This is a genomic window from Belliella filtrata (assembly GCF_022549775.1).
Taxonomy (GTDB): Bacteria; Bacteroidota; Bacteroidia; order Cytophagales; family Cyclobacteriaceae; genus Belliella; species Belliella filtrata.
Map to the genome: position 1 here is coordinate 13052 of NZ_JAKZGP010000035.1, position 22783 is coordinate 35834.

16 protein-coding genes are annotated in these 22783 nt (G+C 39.0%); 2 read left to right on the top strand and 14 right to left on the bottom strand.

The annotated features are described in order from the left end of the window. Positions 1-207: 207 nt before the first annotated feature. On the top strand, positions 208-2448 hold the full coding sequence (locus MM239_RS13210; protein ID WP_241348723.1) for a Tex family protein: 2241 nt from the start codon (positions 208-210) through the stop codon (positions 2446-2448). Between the two features lie 222 nt (positions 2449-2670). Here MM239_RS13210 and MM239_RS13215 read toward each other — a convergent pair whose 3' ends face one another. The 14 genes from MM239_RS13215 to MM239_RS13280 all read right to left on the bottom strand — a co-directional run bounded on the left by MM239_RS13215 (position 2671) and on the right by MM239_RS13280 (position 21954). Next, a complete protein-coding gene (locus tag MM239_RS13215) occupies positions 2671-5541 on the bottom strand; it encodes a PD-(D/E)XK nuclease family protein (RefSeq protein WP_241348724.1) in 2871 nt (956 codons plus the stop codon). Beyond that, the gene (locus tag MM239_RS13220; RefSeq protein ID WP_241348725.1) at positions 5538-8756 is read right to left on the bottom strand and encodes a UvrD-helicase domain-containing protein; all 3219 of its coding nucleotides are present in this window, start codon (positions 8754-8756) and stop codon (positions 5538-5540) included. Before MM239_RS13220 ends, MM239_RS13215 begins: the two co-directional genes overlap by 4 nt. Positions 8757-8898: 142 nt before the next feature. Beyond that, positions 8899-9534, bottom strand: a complete 636-nt coding sequence (locus tag MM239_RS13225) for a carboxypeptidase-like regulatory domain-containing protein (RefSeq protein WP_241348726.1) — start codon at positions 9532-9534, stop codon at positions 8899-8901. After that, positions 9531-10919 carry a CsgG/HfaB family protein gene (locus MM239_RS13230; RefSeq protein ID WP_241348727.1) on the bottom strand — a complete coding sequence of 463 codons (1389 nt, stop codon included), beginning with the start codon at positions 10917-10919 and terminating at the stop codon, positions 9531-9533. Before MM239_RS13230 ends, MM239_RS13225 begins: the two co-directional genes overlap by 4 nt. Positions 10920-10939: 20 nt before the next feature. Continuing rightward, positions 10940-11362, bottom strand: coding sequence for a curli production assembly/transport component CsgF (locus MM239_RS13235; protein ID WP_241348728.1), 423 nt, complete (start codon positions 11360-11362; stop codon positions 10940-10942). Between the two features lie 12 nt (positions 11363-11374). Continuing rightward, positions 11375-11926, bottom strand: coding sequence for a curli production assembly/transport protein CsgE (locus tag MM239_RS13240; RefSeq protein ID WP_241348729.1), 552 nt, complete (start codon positions 11924-11926; stop codon positions 11375-11377). Positions 11927-11948: 22 nt separating this feature from the next. Beyond that, entirely contained in the window at positions 11949-12629 is a 681-nt protein-coding gene (locus tag MM239_RS13245; RefSeq protein ID WP_241348730.1) for a hypothetical protein, read from the bottom strand. A 131-nt stretch (positions 12630-12760) separates the two neighbouring features. Then, positions 12761-13669, bottom strand: a complete 909-nt coding sequence (locus MM239_RS13250; protein ID WP_241348731.1) for a hypothetical protein — start codon at positions 13667-13669, stop codon at positions 12761-12763. Between the two features lie 87 nt (positions 13670-13756). Then, entirely contained in the window at positions 13757-14752 is a 996-nt protein-coding gene (locus tag MM239_RS13255) for a hypothetical protein (protein ID WP_241348732.1), read from the bottom strand. A gap of 140 nt (positions 14753-14892) precedes the next feature. Further along, positions 14893-15966, bottom strand: a complete 1074-nt coding sequence (locus MM239_RS13260; RefSeq protein ID WP_241348733.1) for a hypothetical protein — start codon at positions 15964-15966, stop codon at positions 14893-14895. 129 nt (positions 15967-16095) lie between these two features. After that, complete coding sequence (locus tag MM239_RS13265) at positions 16096-17130, bottom strand: hypothetical protein (protein WP_241348734.1); 1035 nt, start codon at positions 17128-17130, stop codon at positions 16096-16098. A 100-nt stretch (positions 17131-17230) separates the two neighbouring features. Next, the gene (locus MM239_RS13270) at positions 17231-17650 is read right to left on the bottom strand and encodes a hypothetical protein (RefSeq protein ID WP_241348735.1); all 420 of its coding nucleotides are present in this window, start codon (positions 17648-17650) and stop codon (positions 17231-17233) included. Between the two features lie 222 nt (positions 17651-17872). Further along, positions 17873-18859 carry a LuxR C-terminal-related transcriptional regulator gene (locus MM239_RS13275; protein ID WP_241348736.1) on the bottom strand — a complete coding sequence of 329 codons (987 nt, stop codon included), beginning with the start codon at positions 18857-18859 and terminating at the stop codon, positions 17873-17875. Positions 18860-19008: 149 nt separating this feature from the next. After that, positions 19009-21954 carry an FAD-binding and (Fe-S)-binding domain-containing protein gene (locus MM239_RS13280; RefSeq protein WP_241348737.1) on the bottom strand — a complete coding sequence of 982 codons (2946 nt, stop codon included), beginning with the start codon at positions 21952-21954 and terminating at the stop codon, positions 19009-19011. Positions 21955-21979: 25 nt separating this feature from the next. Here MM239_RS13280 and MM239_RS13285 point away from each other — a divergent pair, with 25 nt between their 5' ends. Continuing rightward, positions 21980-22783 (top strand): YdcF family protein, encoded by an 804-nt coding sequence (locus MM239_RS13285; protein WP_317235638.1) that lies wholly within the window; start codon positions 21980-21982, stop codon positions 22781-22783.

A 22783-nucleotide genomic window follows, 5' to 3' on the forward strand; every position in this document is an offset into this window, starting at 1 on the left:
CCTATTCAGATGCACTTTTAACTACGTGATTACATTTTATTGATTAGTCGTATATGTAACTAGTCTTGTCTGAGCACCTTTGAATCTGAAGTAAAATTACTTACAGATTTCCAGTATTTTAGTGACAAAACATACAATTACAATCCTTAACTTTTTCTAAGCAAAAGGATAAATTCTAACTTGCGCCTCTTAATTTTAGTAAAGAAGATGAATATAGACCATTATTTAAAAATAGCCGAAGAGCTCAACATCAAGCTAAAGCAAGTAACTGATACAGTAGGGTTATTGGACGAAGGAGCAACTGTTCCCTTTATTTCTCGATACAGGAAAGAGGTTACGGGAAGCTTGGATGAAGTACAAGTGGCAGCCATTAGGGATAGATCCTTACAGCTTAGAGAGCTAGATAAAAGAAGAGAAGCTATCTTGAAATCAATTAAAGAACAGGGGAAACTTGATGAGGCATTAGAGAAAAAAATCAATGCCGCCGAAACTATGGCTATATTAGAAGATCTATATCTTCCATATAAACCAAAAAGAAGAACCAAAGCTACAATTGCAAAAGAAAAGGGATTAGAGTCATTAGCAACCTTGATCTTTGAGCAGAAATCAATCGATTTAGATTCAGAAGCAGCAAAGTATATCTCGGAAGAAAAAGAAGTAGCAAGTACTGAAGAAGCACTTCAAGGAGCTAGGGACATCATAGCTGAATGGATAAATGAAAATGTAGAGGTTAGAAAGAAGATGAGAGATCTTTTTGTCGAAGAGGGGATTTTTGTTTCTAAAGTCATCCCAGGAAAAGAAGCAGAGGCTATCAAGTACAAAGACTATTTTGACTGGTCAGAACCTGTTAAGTCAGCTCCTTCTCACAGGGTTCTTGCCATGAGAAGAGGTGAGAAGGAATTGTTTCTTATGCTGGACTCATGTCCTGAAGAGAACACTGCCATTGCTTTGATGGATAATGTGATTTTAGAAAACGAGGCAAATAGTTCTGTAGACCAGGTAAAACAATCCATCAGAGATTGCTACAAAAGATTACTGAAGCCTTCAATGGAAACTGAGGTTCGCCTATTGACAAAAAGAAGAGCAGACGAAGAAGCGATAAAGGTATTTGCTGAGAATCTTAGACAATTACTTTTAGCTGCCCCACTTGGAGAAAAAGCAGTAATGGCCATTGATCCAGGTTTTCGTACTGGGTGCAAGACTGTGTGCCTTGGACAGCAAGGTCAATTGCTTAGCTATGAAGCCATCTATCCAAATGAACCACAGAAACGAACGCATGAAGCTGGGGTAACTGTGAGATCTATGGTCGAAAAATATAATGTAGAAGCCATAGCAATAGGAAATGGAACTGCAAGTAGAGAGACAGAAGCATTTGTTAAAAGTCTTGGCTTACCCAAAAATGTTATCATCACCATGGTCAATGAAAGCGGAGCCTCCATTTACTCTGCTTCTGAAGTTGCCAGAGATGAATTTCCAGACCTCGATCTGACGATAAGAGGAGCTGTCTCTATAGGTAGAAGGTTGATGGATCCGCTGGCAGAGCTTGTTAAGATAGATGCCAAGTCTATAGGCGTAGGACAATATCAACATGATGTAGATCAAACGTCCCTAAAAAATTCCCTCGATGATACGGTGATGAGTTGTGTGAACGGTGTCGGCGTAGAGATCAATACTGCATCAAAGCAATTATTAACTTATGTCTCTGGTCTAGGACCTGTTTTGGCGCAAAACATCGTAAGCTATAGGACAGAAAATGGCCCATTCAAGTCTAGGGCTGAAATTAAAAAAGTTCCTAGATTGGGAGACAAAGCATTTGAACAAGCCGCAGGTTTTTTGCGAATTAGAAATGCAAAACATCCGCTTGATAGCTCTGCTGTACATCCAGAAAGGTATGATCTTGTTGAAAAAATGGCCAAAGACATAGGAGCTAATTTATCGGAATTGATGAGCTCAGACGAGCTTAGATCCAAAATCATTTTGAAAAACTACGTATCTGAAACCGTCGGAATTCCTACCCTGCAAGATATCATGGAAGAACTTTCCAAGCCAGGAAGAGATCCTAGGGAAACATTTGAAGTCTTCAATTTCCAAGAAGGTGTCAATGAAATGTCTGACTTGAAAGTCGGGATGAAATTACCTGGAATTGTCACAAATATTACGAAATTTGGTGCATTTGTAGACATAGGTGTTCATCAAGATGGCTTGGTACACTTGAGCCATTTGGCTGATAAATTCATCAACGACCCCAATGAGGTAGTATCTGTAAGTCAAAAAGTGGAAGTAACTGTGATGGAAGTAGACATCCCAAGAAAGAGAATTGGACTTAGTATGAAATCAGATCCTTTTGCTGAACGAGGAAAAGTAAAGCAAAAAAATAAAAAGGAGGAACCTGAAGCCGAAGGAGATCTTGCAGCTAAGCTAGCAATGCTTAAAGGTAAGTTTAGGTAAATAGTGAAGCGACTCAGTCATTTTAGCTAAATGGTTGAGTCGCTTTATTATTTAAAACCGTGAAACTACATGCAAGGTCCCCCTTTTACTAAGCTTTGTATTGAGTTAAAACATTGCTAATGCCTTTAAATAATATTTTAAAATTAAATTTCTTTTAGCAGAAACTCTCAATTATCATTTACTTCCACTTTTTACTGATAAGCCTTCTAAAAGATAATTCATTCAAACCTTACCCCTACTGCAGAGCTCTATGTAAGGACAATATTTACACTTTTCTAAGTTGTTGGTTTGGTCAAATGGGATATTTGAATCGTAGAGTTCCTCAAGAAGTACTTTGAGCGTAGACTCATATTGATCTTGCAAGAGCTTATAATCTTGGACTTCTTGAGCTGCAACTTTAGGGATTGGTTTTTCTTTCAGGTACGGATTAAAATCATCTTTGAATATTTCCTTGAAATTGAATAAGGCAGGTTTCAATGGCTTTGCATTCTCAGGGAAACTTGCCTGATAAAGTAGTCCATAATATAAGGTCTGCATTGCCGCTTTATTTCTTTTGGAGTCCTCTCGGTCAAACAAACTTGCTACAGTACTAAACTCTTTTTTATCAGCGCCAGATTTGTAATCTATCAATCTGATTACCCCATCTTTCTCATCTACCCTATCGATTATCCCTTGCAGCTTAACTTTACTCATTCCATCTGAAGTAGTTATTTCAAAATCAGCTTTATAAGTTTGCTCCATAGAGATGATTTTATAAGGAGCGTCAGCTTTGTCTATCGCAAGGAGTTCTTCAATATACTTTTGAAGGACATCCCTCACGATAGCCATCTGACCACTAAGCTTGGTATTCGCATCTTTTTCAAGGTTATAATATTGTCTGATTCCCAACTCAATCGCTGGGAAAACCCAGTTCTTAGACAAATCTTCGAAATCTTCTTTTTCGACTAAACTTCGCCCTTTTCGACTAATAAAACCTCCATATAGGTGCTCCATACTGTAATGAGCCAAGTTACCAAAAACACCTGCATCAATTTCCTCCTTAACCTCTTCCTTTTCTTTGACTTTGGCGATGTATTGAAAGTAAAACTTAAGTCTACAATCAAGGTAAACACTCAATGCTGAAGGAGAAAAATATTTTCTCGAAAACCCGTTTTCATCTACTTTGTAAGCTTCAAGAAGCTTCACTACATCTTTGTCCTTCTCTATGATAATCTCTTTGCTTTGATGTAAATCAACGGGCAAATACACTACTTCCTCGTCTTCTTGCAAGTTCATTTCGACTTGCATCTGCTGTATATACCTACTTTTCTCACCAGCTTTTCCTTGATCAGATGATGTGGTATAAATCATGTGAACCTCCTTGGCTTGATGAAGTAACCTGTAAAACGTATAGGCATAGATTGCATCGTTTTGCTCTTGGACAGGAAGACCAAAAGCCCTACGAAGGTTGAAAGGAATCATGGAATTGAGAGATGCAGCTGGAGGAAAGCTGTCTTCGTTCATATTGCAAATAATGACACGCTCAAAATCAAGATTTCTGGATTCGAGTACACCCATAAGTTGCAAACCCTGCAAAGGTTCCCCTTCAAAAGGCAGCTTAACTTCTCTGAAAAGTTGTCTGAAAATTTTTATGAAAAATTCCAAATCTACTTCCACTGCTTCTTGACTTCGGAAGATATCTTTTAGCCTATTGAGCTGCTTGTAGCACTGGAAGAGATATGATTGCTGGAGTCCTTCATCTGGAAGCCGCTCTACCAATGCTTCAATCAATGTGGTCAAATAATCAAAGAGATCCTGTGATGCTACTTTTTTGAAAATTAGTTCAAAAAAAGGACTAGCTTTTTGGAGTTTTTCCAAAGGGTAATAAATCCTATTTTCTTCCTGAATTTCCTTGAGTACGTCTTTACAGAACTCACTATTTTCAGCCTTAAGGTATATCAGAGATAAAATATCCTTCAGAGGTCTGTGATACACTGAAAGGACTTGATCTTCCATCTTAATGTATCGCTGAAGTTCAAGAACGGATTCAATAAAAGCGTAAACAGGAGTATTCTTTACAGGATAACCCATCGTCACATTCACCTTATCAACCTGCTCTGGCAAGCTGTGTAATACTGGAAAGAGCATTTGCTCATCAGGTAAGATGACTACCGTCTCTTCCCATGCTTGCCCTTTTGGGACATTCTCTAAAATAGATCCTACAAGATTGGCTTGATTGGATTTGAGGGGCGTTGCATAGGTAGTGATTTTAATATGCTCGCGCTGGATTTTTACTGGAATTTCTTTTGGGAAAGTTTTTTCAAAAACAGGATCCTTCGCATACGCTCTGAAAAACAAGCCTGCTTCTTGGTTGAGATCATCCAAATAGTATGTATCTACATCCCAGTATATCTCTGCACCAAATTCAGCTATGAAATGCTTGATCAAACGCTCTTCAGTGGCTGTGAAGGCATTGAAACCAATAAATACATGATGCTTCTCAGGGTTGGGTATCGAAGTCAAACCTTCTACCACTTTCCTGTAAAGTTGTCCTGAATAGGCCAATCCTGCGACATTCAAATGCGCTTGAAAAGATTCATAGAGGGTGCTCAACATTTCCCAGAACTGCAAAAACTTTTCCTTCTGGTAAGCTTCTTGAAGTTCAAAGGATTTCCAAAACTGCTGGATAAGTGCAACTTGCTCTTCAGTCAAAAAACTTAAATCAGCTGATAGTTCTTTAACCTCCGAAAGATGATGGTATAATTTTTTGGCCTCAGCCATAAACTGATCTACATCGTTGAAGTCCTTGAGGATCATCTCACCCCAATAATAAAACTTATCAAAAGACTCAGGACTGGGATGTAGTGATTGATAAACTTTGAATAGCTCAAAAATCAAGGTTAAATTATCTGCAGGACGCTGCTTCGCATATCCATAAAATAGCTCCTCTATCGTCACTACTTCTGGCATCCATGTCGGCTCCGAGATCAACTGTCCCAAATGCTGGGTAAAGAACAAACCAGCCCTGCGGTTGGGAAGTACAACCCGCAATTGCTCTAGGTGCTGATGCTCACTCAATATCCGCTCAGCGGTATTTTTCAAGAAACCTTTCATATGACTTTTACTATTTCTCCACTTTCCAAATAACACAAATACCCAACTGTCTCCAAACTGGTCAACTCTGCTACCAAATTCACATATTCTTTGACCTGCTTTTCATAACTTGATCGTTTTTCTCCAGTTTTGAAATCCACAACGATGGCATTCTCACCTTCCAAAATCACCCTATCGGGCCTCCTCTGTTTACCTCCCGGAAGTAAAATACCTTGCTCTGGTAAAAAAACAGCTCCAGTTCCAAACCAAGACTTGAACAGCGTATTTTCAAATAATCCATTCAATTGAAGTTCAATACCTCCCTTTTCTACCTCTGAAATTCTTCCTTCGAACATCAATCCCTGCAAATGTGACATCATCTCTTCATAATCCCTTGACTTCTCGAGGATCTCATGAATCAGCAAGCCAAAGTCTCTCTTTTTTCTTTGATCAATACCATCCTGTGAAAAGTCCACGGCATACTTCTTCACTTTCAATAAGTGATGCCATTGCTGATAACTCCACCTCAACTTCGAAGTGGAAGGCTCTGGTTCTTTTTGCAATACTGCATTTGGCCAATCTCCCAATTCAAAACAAAAGTCACTTTCCTCAAACTTTCCTGCTCCTAAACTTTTCCAAAAGGTATTGCTTGGTGCTTTGAATATCTGCTGAAAATGCACTTCCAGTTTGTTCACGTTTTCACCCTTCTTATCCCAAGACGATAGTGCCCAAAAAACTTCTTCTGCTCTGGTCAGTGCGACATAAACCATATTCAAACTATCCAAATATGCCATCACAGCTTCTTCAGCAAATACCTCTGAAAAATCTGACTGTGCCAATTGACTACTCAAAGACAAAGGCACTACAATAGGTTCTGGCTGCTGCGCTATCTGAAAAGGTGCCCACACTACATTGGCTTTACGGGTATCAAATATTTCCCAGTTCAAAAATGGCATCAATACGACTTTGAATTGAAGTCCTTTGGATTTGTGTATGGTCAAAATTCTCATGGCATCGTGACCTTCAGGAATTTTGACTGTTCGCTTGGTGCGTTGCTCATCCCACCAGCTCAAAAACCCAGATAAATCTGCTCTATTCTTCGAAACATAATCATAAACGGCATCTTTGAAAGCACCCAAATAGGCGAGCTCCAGCCCTGAAACTTGTAAACCTAACAATACGATCAGTTCCTCCACTACTTCCATCAAGGGGAGTTGGAGTAAGTACTGATATTGATTTTTGAATTGCTGAACTTCTGTATCTAAAAATCTGGGGGTTTCATTTACCTTAAATAATTGATGATCCACCTCATGCCCATCGATGACAACCTTGAAATACCACATGGTCTTAAACTGAATGAGATCTTCAGAATCCTGTAGGTATTTAAGACCAGCTACCAGCGCTTTGACAGCTGCTGATTTGGTTAGAAACATACTTTCATCAGATAAAACATCAAACCTATATCCCGTATCAGGATGATCCATGGCATATTGCATCATGGTGTCGGCGATACGCTCACCTTGTCGCTTAGTTCTGACTAAAAATGCGATATCTTGGAGTCGATACCCCACCTCCTGTAAATGAATCACCATATCTGGAAGCCTATTCAAGGCTTGTTCTTCAAAATTCCCCTCTTCCTCGTCCTCCTTGTCAATAACCAAAAACTCCCATTTCACTTTGCCTTGAAAGCCTTCCGAAAGCTTATGCTGAGGTACATGCTGCTGTACATCTTCATATGCCAAAGGTATGATTTCAGCCTTCTCTGCTCCATACCTATCTTCCACAGCTGCTGCAAAAGCTTCAGGAAGCATGTTGAAAATGGCATTATTGAAATTCACGATATTTGGTAAGCTCCTGAAATTGGTATCAAGATTTTTATTGCTGACATTGTCTTTGCCCATTTCATCCTCTACTTGATGGAGCAAAAGCTTCATTTCCCCTCCCCTCCACCTATAAATGGATTGCTTCACATCTCCCACCAGAAGATTGGTATGCCCTTGGGCAAGGGTGTTTTCCAATAGTGGTTTGAATGATGCCCACTGAAAACCAGAAGTGTCTTGAAACTCATCAATAAGGTAGTGATTAAATTGATTCCCAACCTTTTCATAAATAAATGGTGCATCGTGTGACTTGGTGATTTCTTTCAGGAACTCATTGGCATCCGAAATCAGCAAGATATTCTCCTCATCTTTGATCATGGTAAGCTCATCAAGCAAGTGCTTGAATACACCAAAGACTGAAAGATTTTTAGAAATTGCTGTCAGGGTGTTCCATTTGATGGTCAAAGAAGCAAACTGCGCCAGAACTTGTCCAAGTCCCTGATGGTAGGCCGTCTCGATTTGTGCAATTTTTTTACTTGATTTGGAGTACCACTTATCTACATTCTCAGGCAGTGTGATTTGGGTTGGAGAGAGCTCTGGAATCGGTTGATTCTTGTCACCCAGTTTGTCAAATTTGAGGGCAAAACTTCTGCTACCACCACTAAAATCTGTCCAATCTAAAGCATTAGAGATTCTAATTTGATTAGCTTGTTCTTTGAGGGTTGTCGCTATCTTGATGATTTCTTGTCTTTGAGCAAAGACAAAACCCTTCAAGCTTTCAATATTTTTCTTGTCCTTTAGAAAAGCCCTGATTTCTGGAGCATATTTTTTGAAATCCTCTTGAAAAATCTGTCTCCCTAAGTCTTTTATTTTATTCCTAATATCCCAAGACTTACCCTCTTGAATCTCTTCAATTGCATAGCTGACTAACCAGCGATGCAGGTCTTCATCATCCATCACTTGCATCACAAGTCTATCTACCACTTGATCCAAGACCGCATCTTGGTCTAACTCCACTTCGAATTTGGCATTGAGATCCATTTCTCTGGCAAATGCTCGAACTACTTTTTGAAAAAAACTATCTATAGTACTTACAGAAAATCTACCATAGTTGTGAAGGATTGTCGTAAGTGTCTGGGAGGCTCTGAGCATCAATTCATCTGCACCAATTTGAAGTGCACTCATGATCTCCTGATCCATTTTATTTGTAGAATCTACTTTGGATTTCAAGCGCTTCAGTTCTTTGATAATCCTTTCCTTCATCTCTTGGGTGGCTTTATTGGTAAAAGTCACTGCCAAGATTGATTTAAAACTAATAGGGCTCTTCAGGGCAAGTTTTAGATATTCCATAGTCAGGGTATATGTCTTACCCGACCCTGCCGAGGATTTGTAAATAATAAAAGGTCTAGTGCTCATATTGAAAATCAAGATAGGCAAAAGAAAAATAAATTGAGAGGATATAAAAATGTAATGACAGAAGATGTCAGAAAAAGGCAAAAAAAAAGGACTTATTAACAGCGCCTGCTAATAAGTCCTTTAAAAAAATGGAACGGTTACACTATTGGGTTCTAAATGACCAAGTCGGGCTATTAGCTACATTTCTTCCATCTGCTCTAGCGACCACATACCAATAGTAGGTAGTGTTAGGTCTAAGGTTGGATACTACGACTTGTCTTTCTGAGAGGTTTTCTCCGAGCAATGTTTGAGTGGAAGAATTTGACTCAAAGATATACACTGTATAGCTTAACTGAACATTCCTGTTTTGTTGTTCTATGTTCCACTGGAAGGTAAGGTTTGGTTGCTGATTCACAGCGCCATTTCCAGGAACAGGGTCAAACAATAAGACATTTCCAATATTTCTTTCATCTTTGATCAAAAAGAAATTGGTGACTGTTTGGTTGTTTTCAAATACAGCTAGATTTGCTGTAGATGTTAGGTATTCATTTTTTCTTGCGGTGATGATTACATCTCCTTGTCTCACTTTTTCAAATGTAAAAGCACCAGCACTATCAGTCAAAATCGTGGTACTGGAAGGTGCTGTAGACACCATCACTCCTACAAGTGGCTCGTATGTTTCCCCGTCTACAACCACACCAGAGATAGAACCAAAACTTTCTATATCAAACATGTCTTCTTCACATGCCGTCAAATAAGCACAGCAAAATATGGCAAGTATATAATTTAATCTTTTCATTTTAATTTCTTTTTACCCAGATAGAATTTTAAACCGAGGTTTGCCCCCCAAATGTTATCATTGAAACTTCCAGCCTCAATACCATCAAAGCGATCATTAAGGAGTTGATTCAAGAATACTTTTCCAGTAAGTCCTACTTGGTCAGAAAACAAATACTCTATTCCTGCACCATAGTGAATGAAAGGCAAAATCTTTTCTGTAGATAGGCCTACCTGATCCTGAAGATTGAAATATGCCCCTCCTCCTACTTTTAGGAATGGTGAGAATTTACTGCTAGAATTTGCTACATATAGCACACCTAAATCTGCAAAAGATTCCGTCTTTTGAAAAACCCTATTGATGTGAATTTGCTGTACACCTCCAGCACCTTCGATAAAGAAAGATGGGGAAATTCCAAAGCCTACATCTGCCCTGAAACCTGGCCTCATGAAACTAGTAGAATAGTCTCCGATATAGCTTTGGCCAGAACCTGAAAGTCCCAAATAGAATGGTGTTCTAAAGGTGTTTTGTTGAAGTCTACCTACGTAATCTGTCTGGATGTTAGCTTCTTTTTCGAGAAGGTAATCTTTGACTGCTGGGTGATCCATCCCTAAGGAGTCTTGGGTTACCCAAAGTTTATCTACTAGACCTTCGATAATTAAACTATGAACTGCCTTTTCTACAGCTTCATTGATTGCCATTTCTCGAGGTTCATTATAAGTGAAGCCAGTTTCTGCCTCCAAAAGTCTGCGAAACTTAACAAACCTAAAGAAGCCTGAAGTAATCTCCTGAGACAAGATAGACTTGGTGGTATAAACAGATTTGAGGATCTTACCATTGCTGGTAGAAATCGCTCTAAGGTAGATACTCACCCTATCTTCTCTGTATTGGGCTGAAGCATCGGCACCAAAGTACCTTACACCTGCACCACCAGTATATACATTGGTTTCATAAGAGACTATTCCCCCTTCCAACAAAATGCCTGCAAATAGTAATGGAGGTAGAACCACATTAGGGTTTTGCTCGTATTGTGCACGACTTGAGCTGATAATTTTCCTTTCGTTGATAAGGTTACTGATGTTTTCCCGCTCTATAGGGACAAACCATCCAGATTCCTCAAGCGACCTGATTAAGATATTGGTCGCACCTTGGGTAACTGCTGTTGACCAGCTTGCCCCGACATTGGATTCCTTATATTGCCCAGTTTGATCTCGAAATTTGTATACAGCAGCCACAATTGGTTCTTGTGGTTTTGGTAAGCTTTGAATTTCGGACTTCATGGGTGTTTCTGGCCCTAACCTGGCCCCTCTATCTCCAAATGGCTGATAGAAAAAAGGCGAACAACTCTCGAGTACCAAGAGTGTACTTAGCGCTAAAAAAAGCACTAAACTTCTTAAACGATTCATTGAATATTCCCTAACCTAATTTAATTAAATGGTACTTCAACCACAGTAGTAGCACCTGACTTGGTGTCTACTATGGTAATATTGAGTCCAGCCCCACCATCTGACACTTCTATTTGAAAATCTCCTAGTTGAAAAGTCCCTTCTTGCAAGCTACTTTCTCCAAATTGTCTTAAAACAAGTTCTCTAGACAACCTACTCAAAATCTGTCTATTCAAACTTTCAGAAAACTCCTGAAGTGGATCTCTTTGAGCACCTGCTTGCGTTCTACTCTGCGCATTTGGGTCTGTAGTAGTGTCTTGCGCTTGTGCCGAGGCCATCATCCATTGGTAGTTGAATGTATTACCTCCGAAATTTGGGTTTCTAGCTTGATAGACAAACTGCTGAGAGAATGCGTCAGAAAACCCAAAAAGTATAAATGCTGATAGTATTAATATTTTTTTCATTTTTCAAATTCTTTAATAAATTCCTGTTCCTTTCATGTCACTTCCACCAAGTTGCTTGAGAAGCTCCTCATAGTTTGCAAGATACATTTTTGTCGTTGCTGTGGCGTCTATGGCCAAACTTTCGATAACATCCCCCCTTGGCTGAAGCAAAGATTGAAATATTAATGTCTCATTGATCAATATCTCAACCATGGTTGTATTGAGTCTAAAGGGTTTTTCTTCGATGAAGATGGTATAGTTTTTTGCTCCTTCTGGAGCTTCCCATTCTCTAAAGAAAAAATCATAGAACTCTTTTCCACTTTTGGTTTTGGTTTCATCTATTATCAATCCATCCAATTCTAAATTCAATCCAGACTTCAACTTTTGTGTCTCCTCTTTTACAATAGATTCAAAGAGATTTTTTAATTCATCTGGAGCTTCTTGAAGGACTTTAGTTGTATCAATCACATTACTTTTTGACAATGAATCGATTTTTGAGGTTTCGATGTTCACAATTTCCTCTACCTGAGCTTGTAGCTTGGCGATTGGAATAATAAACATTAATATGATGATGAAAGCCTTCATTTTTTTTCTAAAACTCCATTAGCTACCGAATAGGAAAAGCTGAAGTAGTGATGTTAACCTGCATCCCTTGCCCTCCTGCACCTGGTCTTTGAACTACTTCTACTGGCGAACTTGCATCGTCTAGTCTCAAATTAAGACCTTGTTGATTTCCTGACTGAGAAACCCTTACAGTTTCAATGGATGAGTTGCCCAAGATGGTTGGATTGTTGAGGAAATCTAGGTTGATTTGATTATTGTTCCCATTTTGCTCCAGCAAAGCATACCTTGTAGCCAATCCCGAATTTTCAATTGAAGTATTGATCCTGTTATTGTTTCCAGATTGAAATGTGGCGACACTAATATTATCACCTATAGTATTGATGTTAACAACATTTGCATTTCCACTTTGCGATACCCTCGAACTTACTTTGAAGCCTTGTTGATTTATAAAGCCAATGTTTAGGTTCCCTTTTTGGTTAATTTGAGCAAAATTTCCTAACTGTAAAACTTGAGGCGTTTGAAAAATTGAAGCTGTATTTTGATTTCCAACTTGCTGGATTTGGGCTACATTCTCAAGCTTATCTACATCTATGTGTATAGCTTCTATTGCATTTAATTCTAGAAGACTTTTTTGATCCAATACTTCAACTGTCTGCTGAGCAAAGACATTGCCCGACAACATGAAAATCCATGCTAATACTAAAATGGAAGATGCTTGTTTCATTTTCTAGAATTTATTGAAATGTAAAACCTTTATCTGGTAAATTGAAATTAAGTAAGGTCAAATAAAAGCCTTACTTAATTTTAATTGTGAAATTCTTAATACGCTTCAATGACACCCCTTGTTTTAGGTCCTTAATTTTGCGTCACCGTAGCCATATTGCCACTCCCATTTTGGGTAATAATCGCCTGATTGCCTATACCCATCTGGGTTAGGGTAGCTATATTGCTAGATCCATGCTGCATGATCAAGCCCATATTTCCTTCTCCACTTTGGTAAATTGTAGCTTGGTTAAAGTCGCCTTCTTGAATCAAGTGTGATTGATTATCTGTACCCAATATGGTAAACACTGCTTCGTTGAAATCCCCCAACTGACTCGCCATCACATCTCCTCTTCTGGCTCCTTGGAATGCTACATTGATATCATTACTAAGACCATCTTGGGTAAGCCTGAATTGATTGCTTTGCGCATTGTTGTTATAAGTCACCACGGCATTGTTATCATCCTGATACTGTCTGATATAGACATCTCCACCATTTCCTCTGAAGTTGATGATTTCAGCATTGTTACCATCACCTTCTTGGGTTTGCTCTACAGAAACACCTCTAGTTCCTGGGCCTGCAACAGTGATGGAAGCATTATTACCGTTCCCTATCTGAGATTGGGAAACGGATGAGTTTTGAATCAAACCTTGACCTAAAAATATATTGTTATCATTACCCTGCTGATATTGGGTAGTCACATTGTTGTCTCCTGTAGTAGAAGAAGTGGTGTTATTATCACCTATTTGTGTTTGAGTAGTATTTGCGCTACTTCCAGCGCCTTGTTGGCTAAGAAATGCCTCATTTCCCACACCTGTCTGCGAAACTTCTGCTTGATTTCTTCCTCCAGCTGAAGTTTGTGAAACCACTGATTTGTTCTCCCCTACTTGCATGATGTTTACATCATTATTGTCACCAGTCTGTGTGCTGGTTGCTGTATTCTGGGCTATTGCCATTGCTGTTACAAAAAAGGCAATAATTGCTAAGTTAATTTTTTTCATTGTGTACTAATATTATATTTTCTCCCTGTAGATTGATTTAAATAAGGAAAAGGAAGCCTGAGTTTTAAGCTTCCTTTCCAATTGTTCTTAATAATTACCAGATTGCATAACATTTGCGGTGTTACCCATTCCAGTTTGTGTAATGCTTGCATTATGAGCAGATCCACTTTGATCAATCAAAGCGAAGTTGCTAACACCTGTTTGTAAAATCACCCCAATATTGGAATCTCCAAATACTACAACAGAGGCTTCATTAAGATCACCATCTTGTCTTATCAAGTGATTATTATCATCGCCATCTTGATAAAGTCTTGCTGTGTTTTCAAGTCCTGTTTGGATAATCCCCCTATCTGATGCTTCCCAATAAGGAATTACACCAGTATTGTTTCTGTCTCCAACTTGATAGATTTCAATCAAATTTTCTGCACCAGACTGAGTAGTCGTAGCTATGTTATCACTTCCTTCTTGGTCAATATATACACTACTTCCACCATTTTGGGTAGAAAAAGCATAGTTTCTATCTCCTTCAGTCTGTAAATGAATTGCAGTATTTTCACCACCTGATTGAACCAGACGTGAGTAGTTGAAGTTTCCTTCCTGAATTTGAGAACTATTATTCCCTGGTCCATTGAAAATGGATGCTTCAGCCTTGTTATTGTTCCCGATTTGATCTTGATAGCTCATATTTCCAGGAACAGCTCCTCCCCATGGGTTTCTCTGATAGATATCAGCAGTATTGTTATTCCCTTCTTGATTCTGTACAGCCGTACCATTACCCTGCTCTCTTTGTCTGATATTTGCCTCGTTACCTTGACCTATCTGATCTTGTAAAGCATAGTTACTATAAGTCACTTGACTGGTAGTTGCTTCTCCTTGTTGACTAATAGAAGCGGTGTTGCTACCAACTTGTGCTTGGTAAGCTTCATTCCCATTACCTACTGAAAGGATAGTCGCTGCATTGTTTCCTGATTGGTTTTGACTTGCATCATTCCCATCACCAGTCTGGGTAGTCGTGGCTGTATTCTGCGCCATCGCAAAGGAAGAAGCAAAAAGCGCTGCAAAGATTAAAGTAGATTTTTTCATAATTATTCTATTTAAAGGAAGAAATGAGCCTGTATCAATTGACCTTGAATTCTAATTTCTTTTCTGCCCAAATTCTACAAGGCATTTTGTTAAGAGAATTTTTTTGGGATTGATACAGACTATCTCTAGTTAGTGGTGGCTTAGTTACCTTGGATGATTGTAGCAGTGTTCATGTTGCCTGACTGCATAATCGTAGCAGTATGTCCATCACCAGTCTGTGAAAGAATTGCGGTATTTAGATTACCTGATTGCATCACTGTAGCCGTCAAATCACTGTCTAATTGTAATACAGGGTCTCCACCTATTCCTCTGATTACGTTTCCGTTGCCTGTTTGAGTAAAGGTTGCAATATTGTTGCTTCCAGCTTGGGTCAGGTTAGCGACATTTAAATCTCCATCCTGAGTAATTATACCAGTGTTTCTATCACCTGCTCCAATAATATGAGACTCATTCGACTCACCTGTTTGAGAAATTCTATAATCTAAGAAAGTTCCATCTCCGAATTGAGAAGCGGTATTTGACGTACCATCTTGAATAATTACGCCATTGTTTCTTTGAGAAAAACCTCCACCTTCGAATTGCTGAGATGCAGTATTGAAAGAACCAGCTTGATCGATTAGTACATCAGCAGCTCCAGAACCTTGATTGGTACCAAACAAAAGCTGATTTGCACTATTCTCGATTCCATCTTGACGCAATGTAGCATGATTGTGACCTCCTCCAGTTATTTCTTGATTACCTGAGTTACTAGTCCCAAACTGAATAGAAGACATGCTCTGCGTATATCCACTGTGCATGGTTTGAGTCAAAGTATTACTTATACCATCTTGAAAAGCAGAGGCATTTTGACCAGAGTTATATCCACCCGCGTTGAGTGTTTGCTCTACACTGTTAGATGTACCTAGTTGAGTGATAGAAGCGAAGTTTCCTGGTGAATTTCCTCCTCCACCTGTTTGGTTCATTTCTACCACAGCGCTGTTACTTGTCCCATATTGAGAAACAGTTGATGATTGTGCACCATTATTATTTGTGAATTGCCTCACCACTGATTCGTTATCAGCACCTTTTTGATCAACGGTAGAACTCTGATTTAAACCAGTCTGAGTGGTCTCAGAATTGTTGCCATTTCCATCTTGGGTGGTCGTTGCAGTATTTTGCGCCATCGCAAAAGATGAAGCGAAAAGCGCTGCAAAAATTAAAGTAGATTTTTTCATGATTTTATAATTAAATGAAGAGATGAGCCTGTATCAATTTACCTTTGCGGCTATTTCTAACCTAGATTCTTCAAGACTTAGGAGTAGAAACCCAATTGAAATTGATACAGACTATCTGTTAGTGATTGCTTAGTTTCCTTGGGTGATTGAAGCTGTATTACCTATTCCATTTTGAATAACAGATCCAACATTCATGCTGCCAGTTTGCATGATAGAAGCAGTGTTAAAGGAACCTTCTTGCATGATATCAGCTATGTTCAAAGTACCAGTTTGTGAAATGTTAGCAATATTGAAGTCTCCATCTTGCTCAATTGCACTTCTATTGCTCACACCAAATTGGTTTGATGAAGCTACATTGAAGTCACCAGACTGTAAGATATCTGCATGATTATCATCACCAGTGTTATTCACATTACCTCTAGGTCCTTGATCTATTCTTGCAGTATTGCCTTCGCCTAGTTGCTCAATAGAAGCCGTATTTATCAAACCTGATGATTGGCTTTGAGAGTTAATAGAAGCTGAGTTGAAATCACCTTCCTGAAAAATAGAAGCATCTGTACGACCCATCAAGTAAACACCAGCTTTGTTTCCATCACCTAGTTGCTCCACGGTAAGAAAACTTTTATCAGAATCAAAACTGTTACCGTTTTGCATGTATGCTCTTTGGGTACTTGAACCGATCACTCCATTGCCATTAACAGTTGACAAAAGGTTATTATCTCCTATTTGTCTTATTCCAGCATCTGAAGATCCAGCAGTACCAGCATCATTTGGACCTGCTTGAGTTAATCCTGCATAGTTATTAGCCCCTTCCTGCTCAACTGTAGCTGAAGCACCTCTTTGTTCTTGTCTTACAAATGCAGTATTATCATTTCCATCTTGAGATATAGTTGCAAAATGACCCGCACCAGCATTAAAACTATTTCCTAGTACTTGACTTACAGTTGCACTATTGTCTTCACCAGATTGAGTGATTTCAGAGATATTAGATGGATTTACTGTTGCATTCATACCAGTTACTTGAATTGTAGTGGCGGTGTTTCTACCCGTTTGGTCAGTTGTAGAAAGATTGTTGTTTCCTGATTGATCAGTAGTGGCTGTGTTCTGCGCCATCGCAAAAGATGAAGCGAAAAGCGCTGCGAAAATTAGTGTTGTTTTTTTCATAAGTTTACTTGTTTGTTTGTGTATTAAATTGGTTTTGGTTTGTGTGGATTTATTGTTAGTTATTTTGTTGACATATACCCCAATTGAGCTTGAATGGACGCTACTGATTATCTTCTTTTCGACCTACTTTTTGTTGCCTCACTATTGCCGAATTGCCAGAACCAGATTGGACGATAGAAACAGTCCCTGCACCTTTGTTTTCAATGATCACGCTGTTAGCATTGCCTTTCACTTTCACCTCACTTTCCCCCTCACGATTTACTTCCAAACTATCCTTGTCCGTAAAAACCTCCCCGTCTATAATGACTATGTTTTCACCTTCTACAGACGCTACATCTTTTCTAAGGGCTGCTTGCCTTTCCATGATCTCTTGTCTCATCTTTGCAGCACGAGCCATGTGAGCTTGCCTTAAGCTGTCTATTCTAGAGGTAGCTGCTTCAGTATTTGATTCCTGAGCATTTGCAGCTCCACCAGTAGCTGTGTTGAAAACTATTATCATAATTAATATCAACTTATACATTACAAAATATTTTTATTGTTATTTGAATCATGTTTTTTGCATTTCAAATCACTAACTCTACAAAAGTACCTTCTTTAGGAGGGATGAGCAATACGTACTTTCCGTATTTATTGAGAAAAATTAGTAAGTAATTTCACTTACAGTAGCACAGCTAAACAAACGCTAATCAAAACCCACTCATTAGAAATGGTGATTTTACTATTGAATCAAAAAAAAAAACCATCAAATTAAATTGATGGCTTCGATCATACTTTTAGCTCCTACCTTTCCCATGATATTCGCTCTGTGTTTTTCTACTGTTCTCGGGGACAGGTTTAACTCCTGGGCGATCACTTTAATTGGATACCCACTCGCCGAGAGTTTATAAATCTCTTTTTCACGTTGTGTAAGTTTTGACAAACTCACAGACTCCTCTTCATAATTATCAGCAAGATTTATAGTCGACAAGTCTGAATTACCTTCACCTACCTTTGACACCAAAGAAGTATTGAAAATGATTTCTTTTTGATTTAGCTGAACAATTATACTTCCTGTTACATCTTTGACCATGTAAATATCAAAAACAGCATCTGCAGAAAGACCTGTACTGACTTCCTCTATGTTTGCAAACTGAATCAAGCCTGATAAAAGCCTGTTGTATTGATGAAGTGCTTTAGAATCAGAGGGAAAATCTAAGGTTTCCAAAAAGCTTTTACCGTAAAAGGACTCATTTCCATCTGTGAAATTCAGCTTAAAAGCATCGTTACACATTTTAACTTTTCCAGATTCCAAAATGAACATGGGCACAGTATTGTTGTTGAAAAACCCCATAAATGACTCATGATTCTGCACTCCAAAAGCTTTAACTTTTCGAAATTGATTTACAATCTTTTTTTCTATGGTTGCATAATTAAATGGTCTAAAAAGCAAGTTATCCACTCCCAAAACTAAAGCGGACTTAATGAGATCTTCCTGCATATTGTCCAAGACCAAAAATACAGGAACACCATTATCCTTAAGAAATGACTCAATAACTTTGTAAACATTTACAGGATTGACACCCTCCCTATGCGCCCCACATATAAATAAATCAACTTCATTGGACTCTATGACTCCTATCGCAGGTATATAGTCAGTAACGTATGTAATTTGATACCTGTAGTCAGGTAAAAATTTCTCGAATTGCTGGAGTTCAGACGGGTTATTCCCTAGGATTAAAATTCGATGCATCACAAAATACAGTTTATTATTGGGCAACTAAACTGTATGCAATATACATATTTTTACATACGAAAAGCAATTTTATGCATTTGTAAATATTGTTTTTGCGTGACCCTTATTTTTAAACGGTTGGATAACGTGATAAACGGATCGTTTGTCTACAAGGTAGCATTCCATAAAATCTCTACTGGATGTAATGCCTGCTTTCTAGTCCCGTCTTTGATTTGATGCCTACAAGAAGTACCTGGCGCAGCGATGATTGTGTCTTCAGCGGCAGACCTTACAGATGGAAATAGTACCATCTCACCTATCTGCATACTGAGATCATAGTGCTCTGCCTCATAACCAAAAGATCCTGCCATTCCACAGCAACCTGAAGGGATGATTTCAACTTGATAGTTTTCTGGTAGTGACAAGATTTTCTGCGTCCACGAGAGGGCAGACAAAGCCTTTTGATGACAATGCCCATGTAGTTTGATGTGCTTTGCTCCCTTGATAAAAGACGAAGCGTCGATATTGCCTGCCATCACTTCTCTGCCTAAAAATTCATCAATTAAAAGCGTATGGAACTTCAATTTCTTTGCTCCTTCGACCAACTCTGGTGATACTAATCTCGGATATTCATCTCTGAAACTCAAAATGGCGGAAGGTTCAATACCTATAAGTGGCGTATTGCCATCTATGATATCTTGAAATACTTTCACATTACGATCTGCATGTGATCGAGCCTTTTCTAACAAACCCTTGGAAAGAGCGGACCTTCCACTTTCGTCATGATCTACAATTTTGACTTCATACCCTAATTTTTTCAATAACTTGATTGCTGTAATACCTATAGGTGTATCATTATAGTCAGTAAACTCATCAACAAAAAGGTAAATTGACTTAATCACTTTTGAAGGAGCAGGAAGTTTTGCATACTCCTTTTTGTACCAACTCCTTAAGCTGATTGATGAAATCTTCGGCAGTTGTCTCTTGGGAGCCACACCTAAGACACGCTTCATAAGCTTAGATGCCAAAGGATTACTCAAAGTGAAATTTGCCAAAGGTGCCACTATTGAGCCTATTTTGTTCAAGTCGTTGATATAACCAAAAACTTTTGACCTGAAAGGAACGCCATTTGATTTGTGATATTGGTATTGGAATTCCGCCTTCATGGAAGCCATATCTACGTTGGAAGGACATTCTGCGGTACAGCCTTTACAAGAAAGACAAAGATCAAGTGCCTCCTTGATTTCAGGATGATCAAAAGGGTTTGGTTTTTGATCTTTTGTCAAAAACTCCCTTAGGGTATTTGCCCTTCCTCTAGTAGCATCTCGCTCCATTCTGGTAGCTTGATAGCTTGGACACATCGTCCCACCTGATTCAGGAAGTTTTCTACAATCACCTGAACCATTACATTTCTCTGCCATTCTCAAAATACCACCTACTTGATCGAAATTCATCAAAGTATCTGGCTCTGGGGTATTCATGTCTGGCTCATACCTTAGCGAGGTATTCATGGGGGCGGTATCTACGATTTTACCGGGGTTAAAAATATTGTCTGGATCCCAGGTAAACTTCAACCTTCGGAAAAGCTGATAGTTCTCCTCTCCCACCATCAGCGGAATAAACGGTGCTCTGACCCTACCATCTCCATGCTCTCCACTAAGAGAACCATTGTACTTTTTAACCAATTTGGCAACATCAAAAGATATTTGATAGAATGCCTCCTGATCCTCCTTTTTCTTTAAATCCAAAATAGGTCTCAAATGAATCTCACCTGCTCCTGCATGTGCATAGTGAACAGGTTGCTGACCATAAGCCTCCATCATTTTATCAAACTCATCTATATAGTCTGCCAAATCCTCTATGTCTACCGCAGTATCTTCAATACAGGCTACAGCTTTAGCATCTCCAGGGATGTTTGCTAAAAGTCCAAGACCTGCACTTCTCAAAGCCCAAGCCGACTTAGTCATGGCAGGGTCTATGATTGGAAAAGCATAGCCAAGTTGATTAACCTTCAAGTCGGCTACAAGTAAGTTAGCTTTTGCCATGGCTTCAGCCTCAGTCTTTCCTGTGAACTCAACCATCAATAGCGCCATTGGGTCTCCTTCTACAAAGTACCTGTTTTTGCTATACTCTATACTCTCTTTGGTACAGTCTAGGATAATCTTATCCATCAGCTCCACAGCAGTAGCGGGATGCTTCATCGCTACTTGGGAAGCCTTCATGCTTTCGTGAATGGTATGAAAATGAGCTGCCACTACCACTTCGATAGGATCTGGTAGCGGATCAAGTGAAACTTTAATTTCAGTAGTAAAGGCTAGCGTACCTTCAGAGCCTGCAAGCAGCTTACAAAAATTGAATGGCTCACCTCCCTGTGTGAATACTTCTGACGCTAAAAGGTAATCTACAGCATAGCCTGTATTTCGACGATGTATAGATTTTTTAGGAAAGTTCTCTCTTATATTTTTCTGGTTTTCGGATTGACCAAGTTCTTCCTTGACTTGTCGGTACAACTTGCCTTCTAAGGTATCTAACCTACATTTTTGGTCAAACCCATCAGGCGTCAAAGCACCAAAAACTGCCTCGTTGCCATCACTTAAAAGCGTATTTAGAGAAATCACTTTTTCTCTTGTCGTACCATAGACAATTGATGTAGTTCCAGAAGAGTTATTACCAACCATTCCTCCTATCATTGCCCTGTTTGCAGTGGATGTAATCGGACTGAAAAACAAACCATATGGTTTCAAAAATCTATTCAATTCATCCCTAACCACTCCAGGTTGAACCCTAACCCATCGCTCAGATTCATTAAATTCGAGTATTTGGTTAAAATGTTTGGAAACATCGACCACTATGCCGTTACCCACACACTGTCCAGCCAAGGAAGTTCCTGCAGTCCTTGGGATCAAAGAAGTCTTATGAGCATGTGCAAATGCTATCAATAATTTTAAGTCTTCAGTAGTCTTAGGAAAAGCCACTGCCAAAGGCATTTCTCTATACACAGAAGCGTCTGTGGCATAAAGGGTTTTGGTCAGTGAATCAAATTTCAACTCCCCTTGTAGCTGGGAAGAAAGTTTTTCTAGGCTTGGCAATAGGTTTGGTTGGCTTGAACTCATGGCCCAAAAATAAGCATTTGAAGCAATGCTTTCTTATCTTTCGGAAAAATTCATCCGTATGTTCTTCATTTTGTCGCAACTTCTTTCATTTCTAGTTATGCCACTGAGTATTTGTTTGGCATTTATATTAATCGGCTATATCAGAGTTAGGAAAAATAAAGGAAGAGGTTTCTTGCTTACTGGCATAGTCCTTTTACTTTTTTTCAGCAATCAGTTTATCAGCAATTGGGCAATGAATCAGTGGGAGCCTGAAGTGAAACCATTCTCTTCCTTACCCAATTATGAGTGGGGAATTGTCTTGACTGGGGTGACTAATATCAACAAGGAAGTCAACGATAGAACATTTTTCAACAAAGGGGCTGATAGAGCTACTCACGCCATACAGCTTTACAAATTGGGGAAAATCGAAAAAATTCTTATCACAGGGGGCATGGGATTGAACCCACAAAGTCCATCTGCAGAAGCTATACTTCTTAAAAATGTAATGGTAATCGCAGGAGTACCTGAAGAGGCTATTGCATTGGAAGGTAAAGCCCTAAACACGAGGCAAAATGCGCTTTTTTCCAAGGAAATTCTAAACCAAATGCAAATACCAACTGATCAAAAACACCTACTTATCACCTCTGCTTTCCACATGAGACGATCCAAAGGATGTTTTGACAAGGTAGAAATAAATACAGACACATTTCCAGTGGATTACTATGGTCATTCGAGCAAGTATGATTTACCTACCCTTTTATATCCTGATCCTTATGCTATTTTCAAATGGCAAAAACTCTTCAATGAATGGGTGGGATTGACCGTGTACAAAATTGTAGGGTATGTCTAA

What these genes read in the sequence shown, in the direction of transcription:
- MM239_RS13240 (WP_241348729.1), bottom strand. Translation starts at nt 11,926, where the DNA reads ATGAAGGCTTTCATCATCATATTAATGTTTATTATTCCAATCGCCAAG.
- MM239_RS13255 (WP_241348732.1), bottom strand. Translation starts at nt 14,752, where the DNA reads ATGAAAAAATCTACTTTAATCTTTGCAGCGCTTTTTGCTTCTTCCTTT.
- MM239_RS13210 (WP_241348723.1), top strand. Translation starts at nt 208, where the DNA reads ATGAATATAGACCATTATTTAAAAATAGCCGAAGAGCTCAACATCAAG.
- MM239_RS13265 (WP_241348734.1), bottom strand. Translation starts at nt 17,130, where the DNA reads ATGAAAAAAACAACACTAATTTTCGCAGCGCTTTTCGCTTCATCTTTT.
- MM239_RS13230 (WP_241348727.1), bottom strand. Translation starts at nt 10,919, where the DNA reads ATGAATCGTTTAAGAAGTTTAGTGCTTTTTTTAGCGCTAAGTACACTC.
- MM239_RS13215 (WP_241348724.1), bottom strand. Translation starts at nt 5,541, where the DNA reads ATGAAAGGTTTCTTGAAAAATACCGCTGAGCGGATATTGAGTGAGCAT.
- MM239_RS13220 (WP_241348725.1), bottom strand. Translation starts at nt 8,756, where the DNA reads ATGAGCACTAGACCTTTTATTATTTACAAATCCTCGGCAGGGTCGGGT.
- MM239_RS13285 (WP_317235638.1), top strand. Translation starts at nt 21,980, where the DNA reads ATGCTTTCTTATCTTTCGGAAAAATTCATCCGTATGTTCTTCATTTTG.
- MM239_RS13280 (WP_241348737.1), bottom strand. Translation starts at nt 21,954, where the DNA reads ATGAGTTCAAGCCAACCAAACCTATTGCCAAGCCTAGAAAAACTTTCT.
- MM239_RS13270 (WP_241348735.1), bottom strand. Translation starts at nt 17,650, where the DNA reads ATGTATAAGTTGATATTAATTATGATAATAGTTTTCAACACAGCTACT.
- MM239_RS13225 (WP_241348726.1), bottom strand. Translation starts at nt 9,534, where the DNA reads ATGAAAAGATTAAATTATATACTTGCCATATTTTGCTGTGCTTATTTG.
- MM239_RS13250 (WP_241348731.1), bottom strand. Translation starts at nt 13,669, where the DNA reads ATGAAAAAAATTAACTTAGCAATTATTGCCTTTTTTGTAACAGCAATG.
- MM239_RS13245 (WP_241348730.1), bottom strand. Translation starts at nt 12,629, where the DNA reads ATGAAACAAGCATCTTCCATTTTAGTATTAGCATGGATTTTCATGTTG.
- MM239_RS13275 (WP_241348736.1), bottom strand. Translation starts at nt 18,859, where the DNA reads ATGCATCGAATTTTAATCCTAGGGAATAACCCGTCTGAACTCCAGCAA.
- MM239_RS13260 (WP_241348733.1), bottom strand. Translation starts at nt 15,966, where the DNA reads ATGAAAAAATCTACTTTAATTTTTGCAGCGCTTTTCGCTTCATCTTTT.
- MM239_RS13235 (WP_241348728.1), bottom strand. Translation starts at nt 11,362, where the DNA reads ATGAAAAAAATATTAATACTATCAGCATTTATACTTTTTGGGTTTTCT.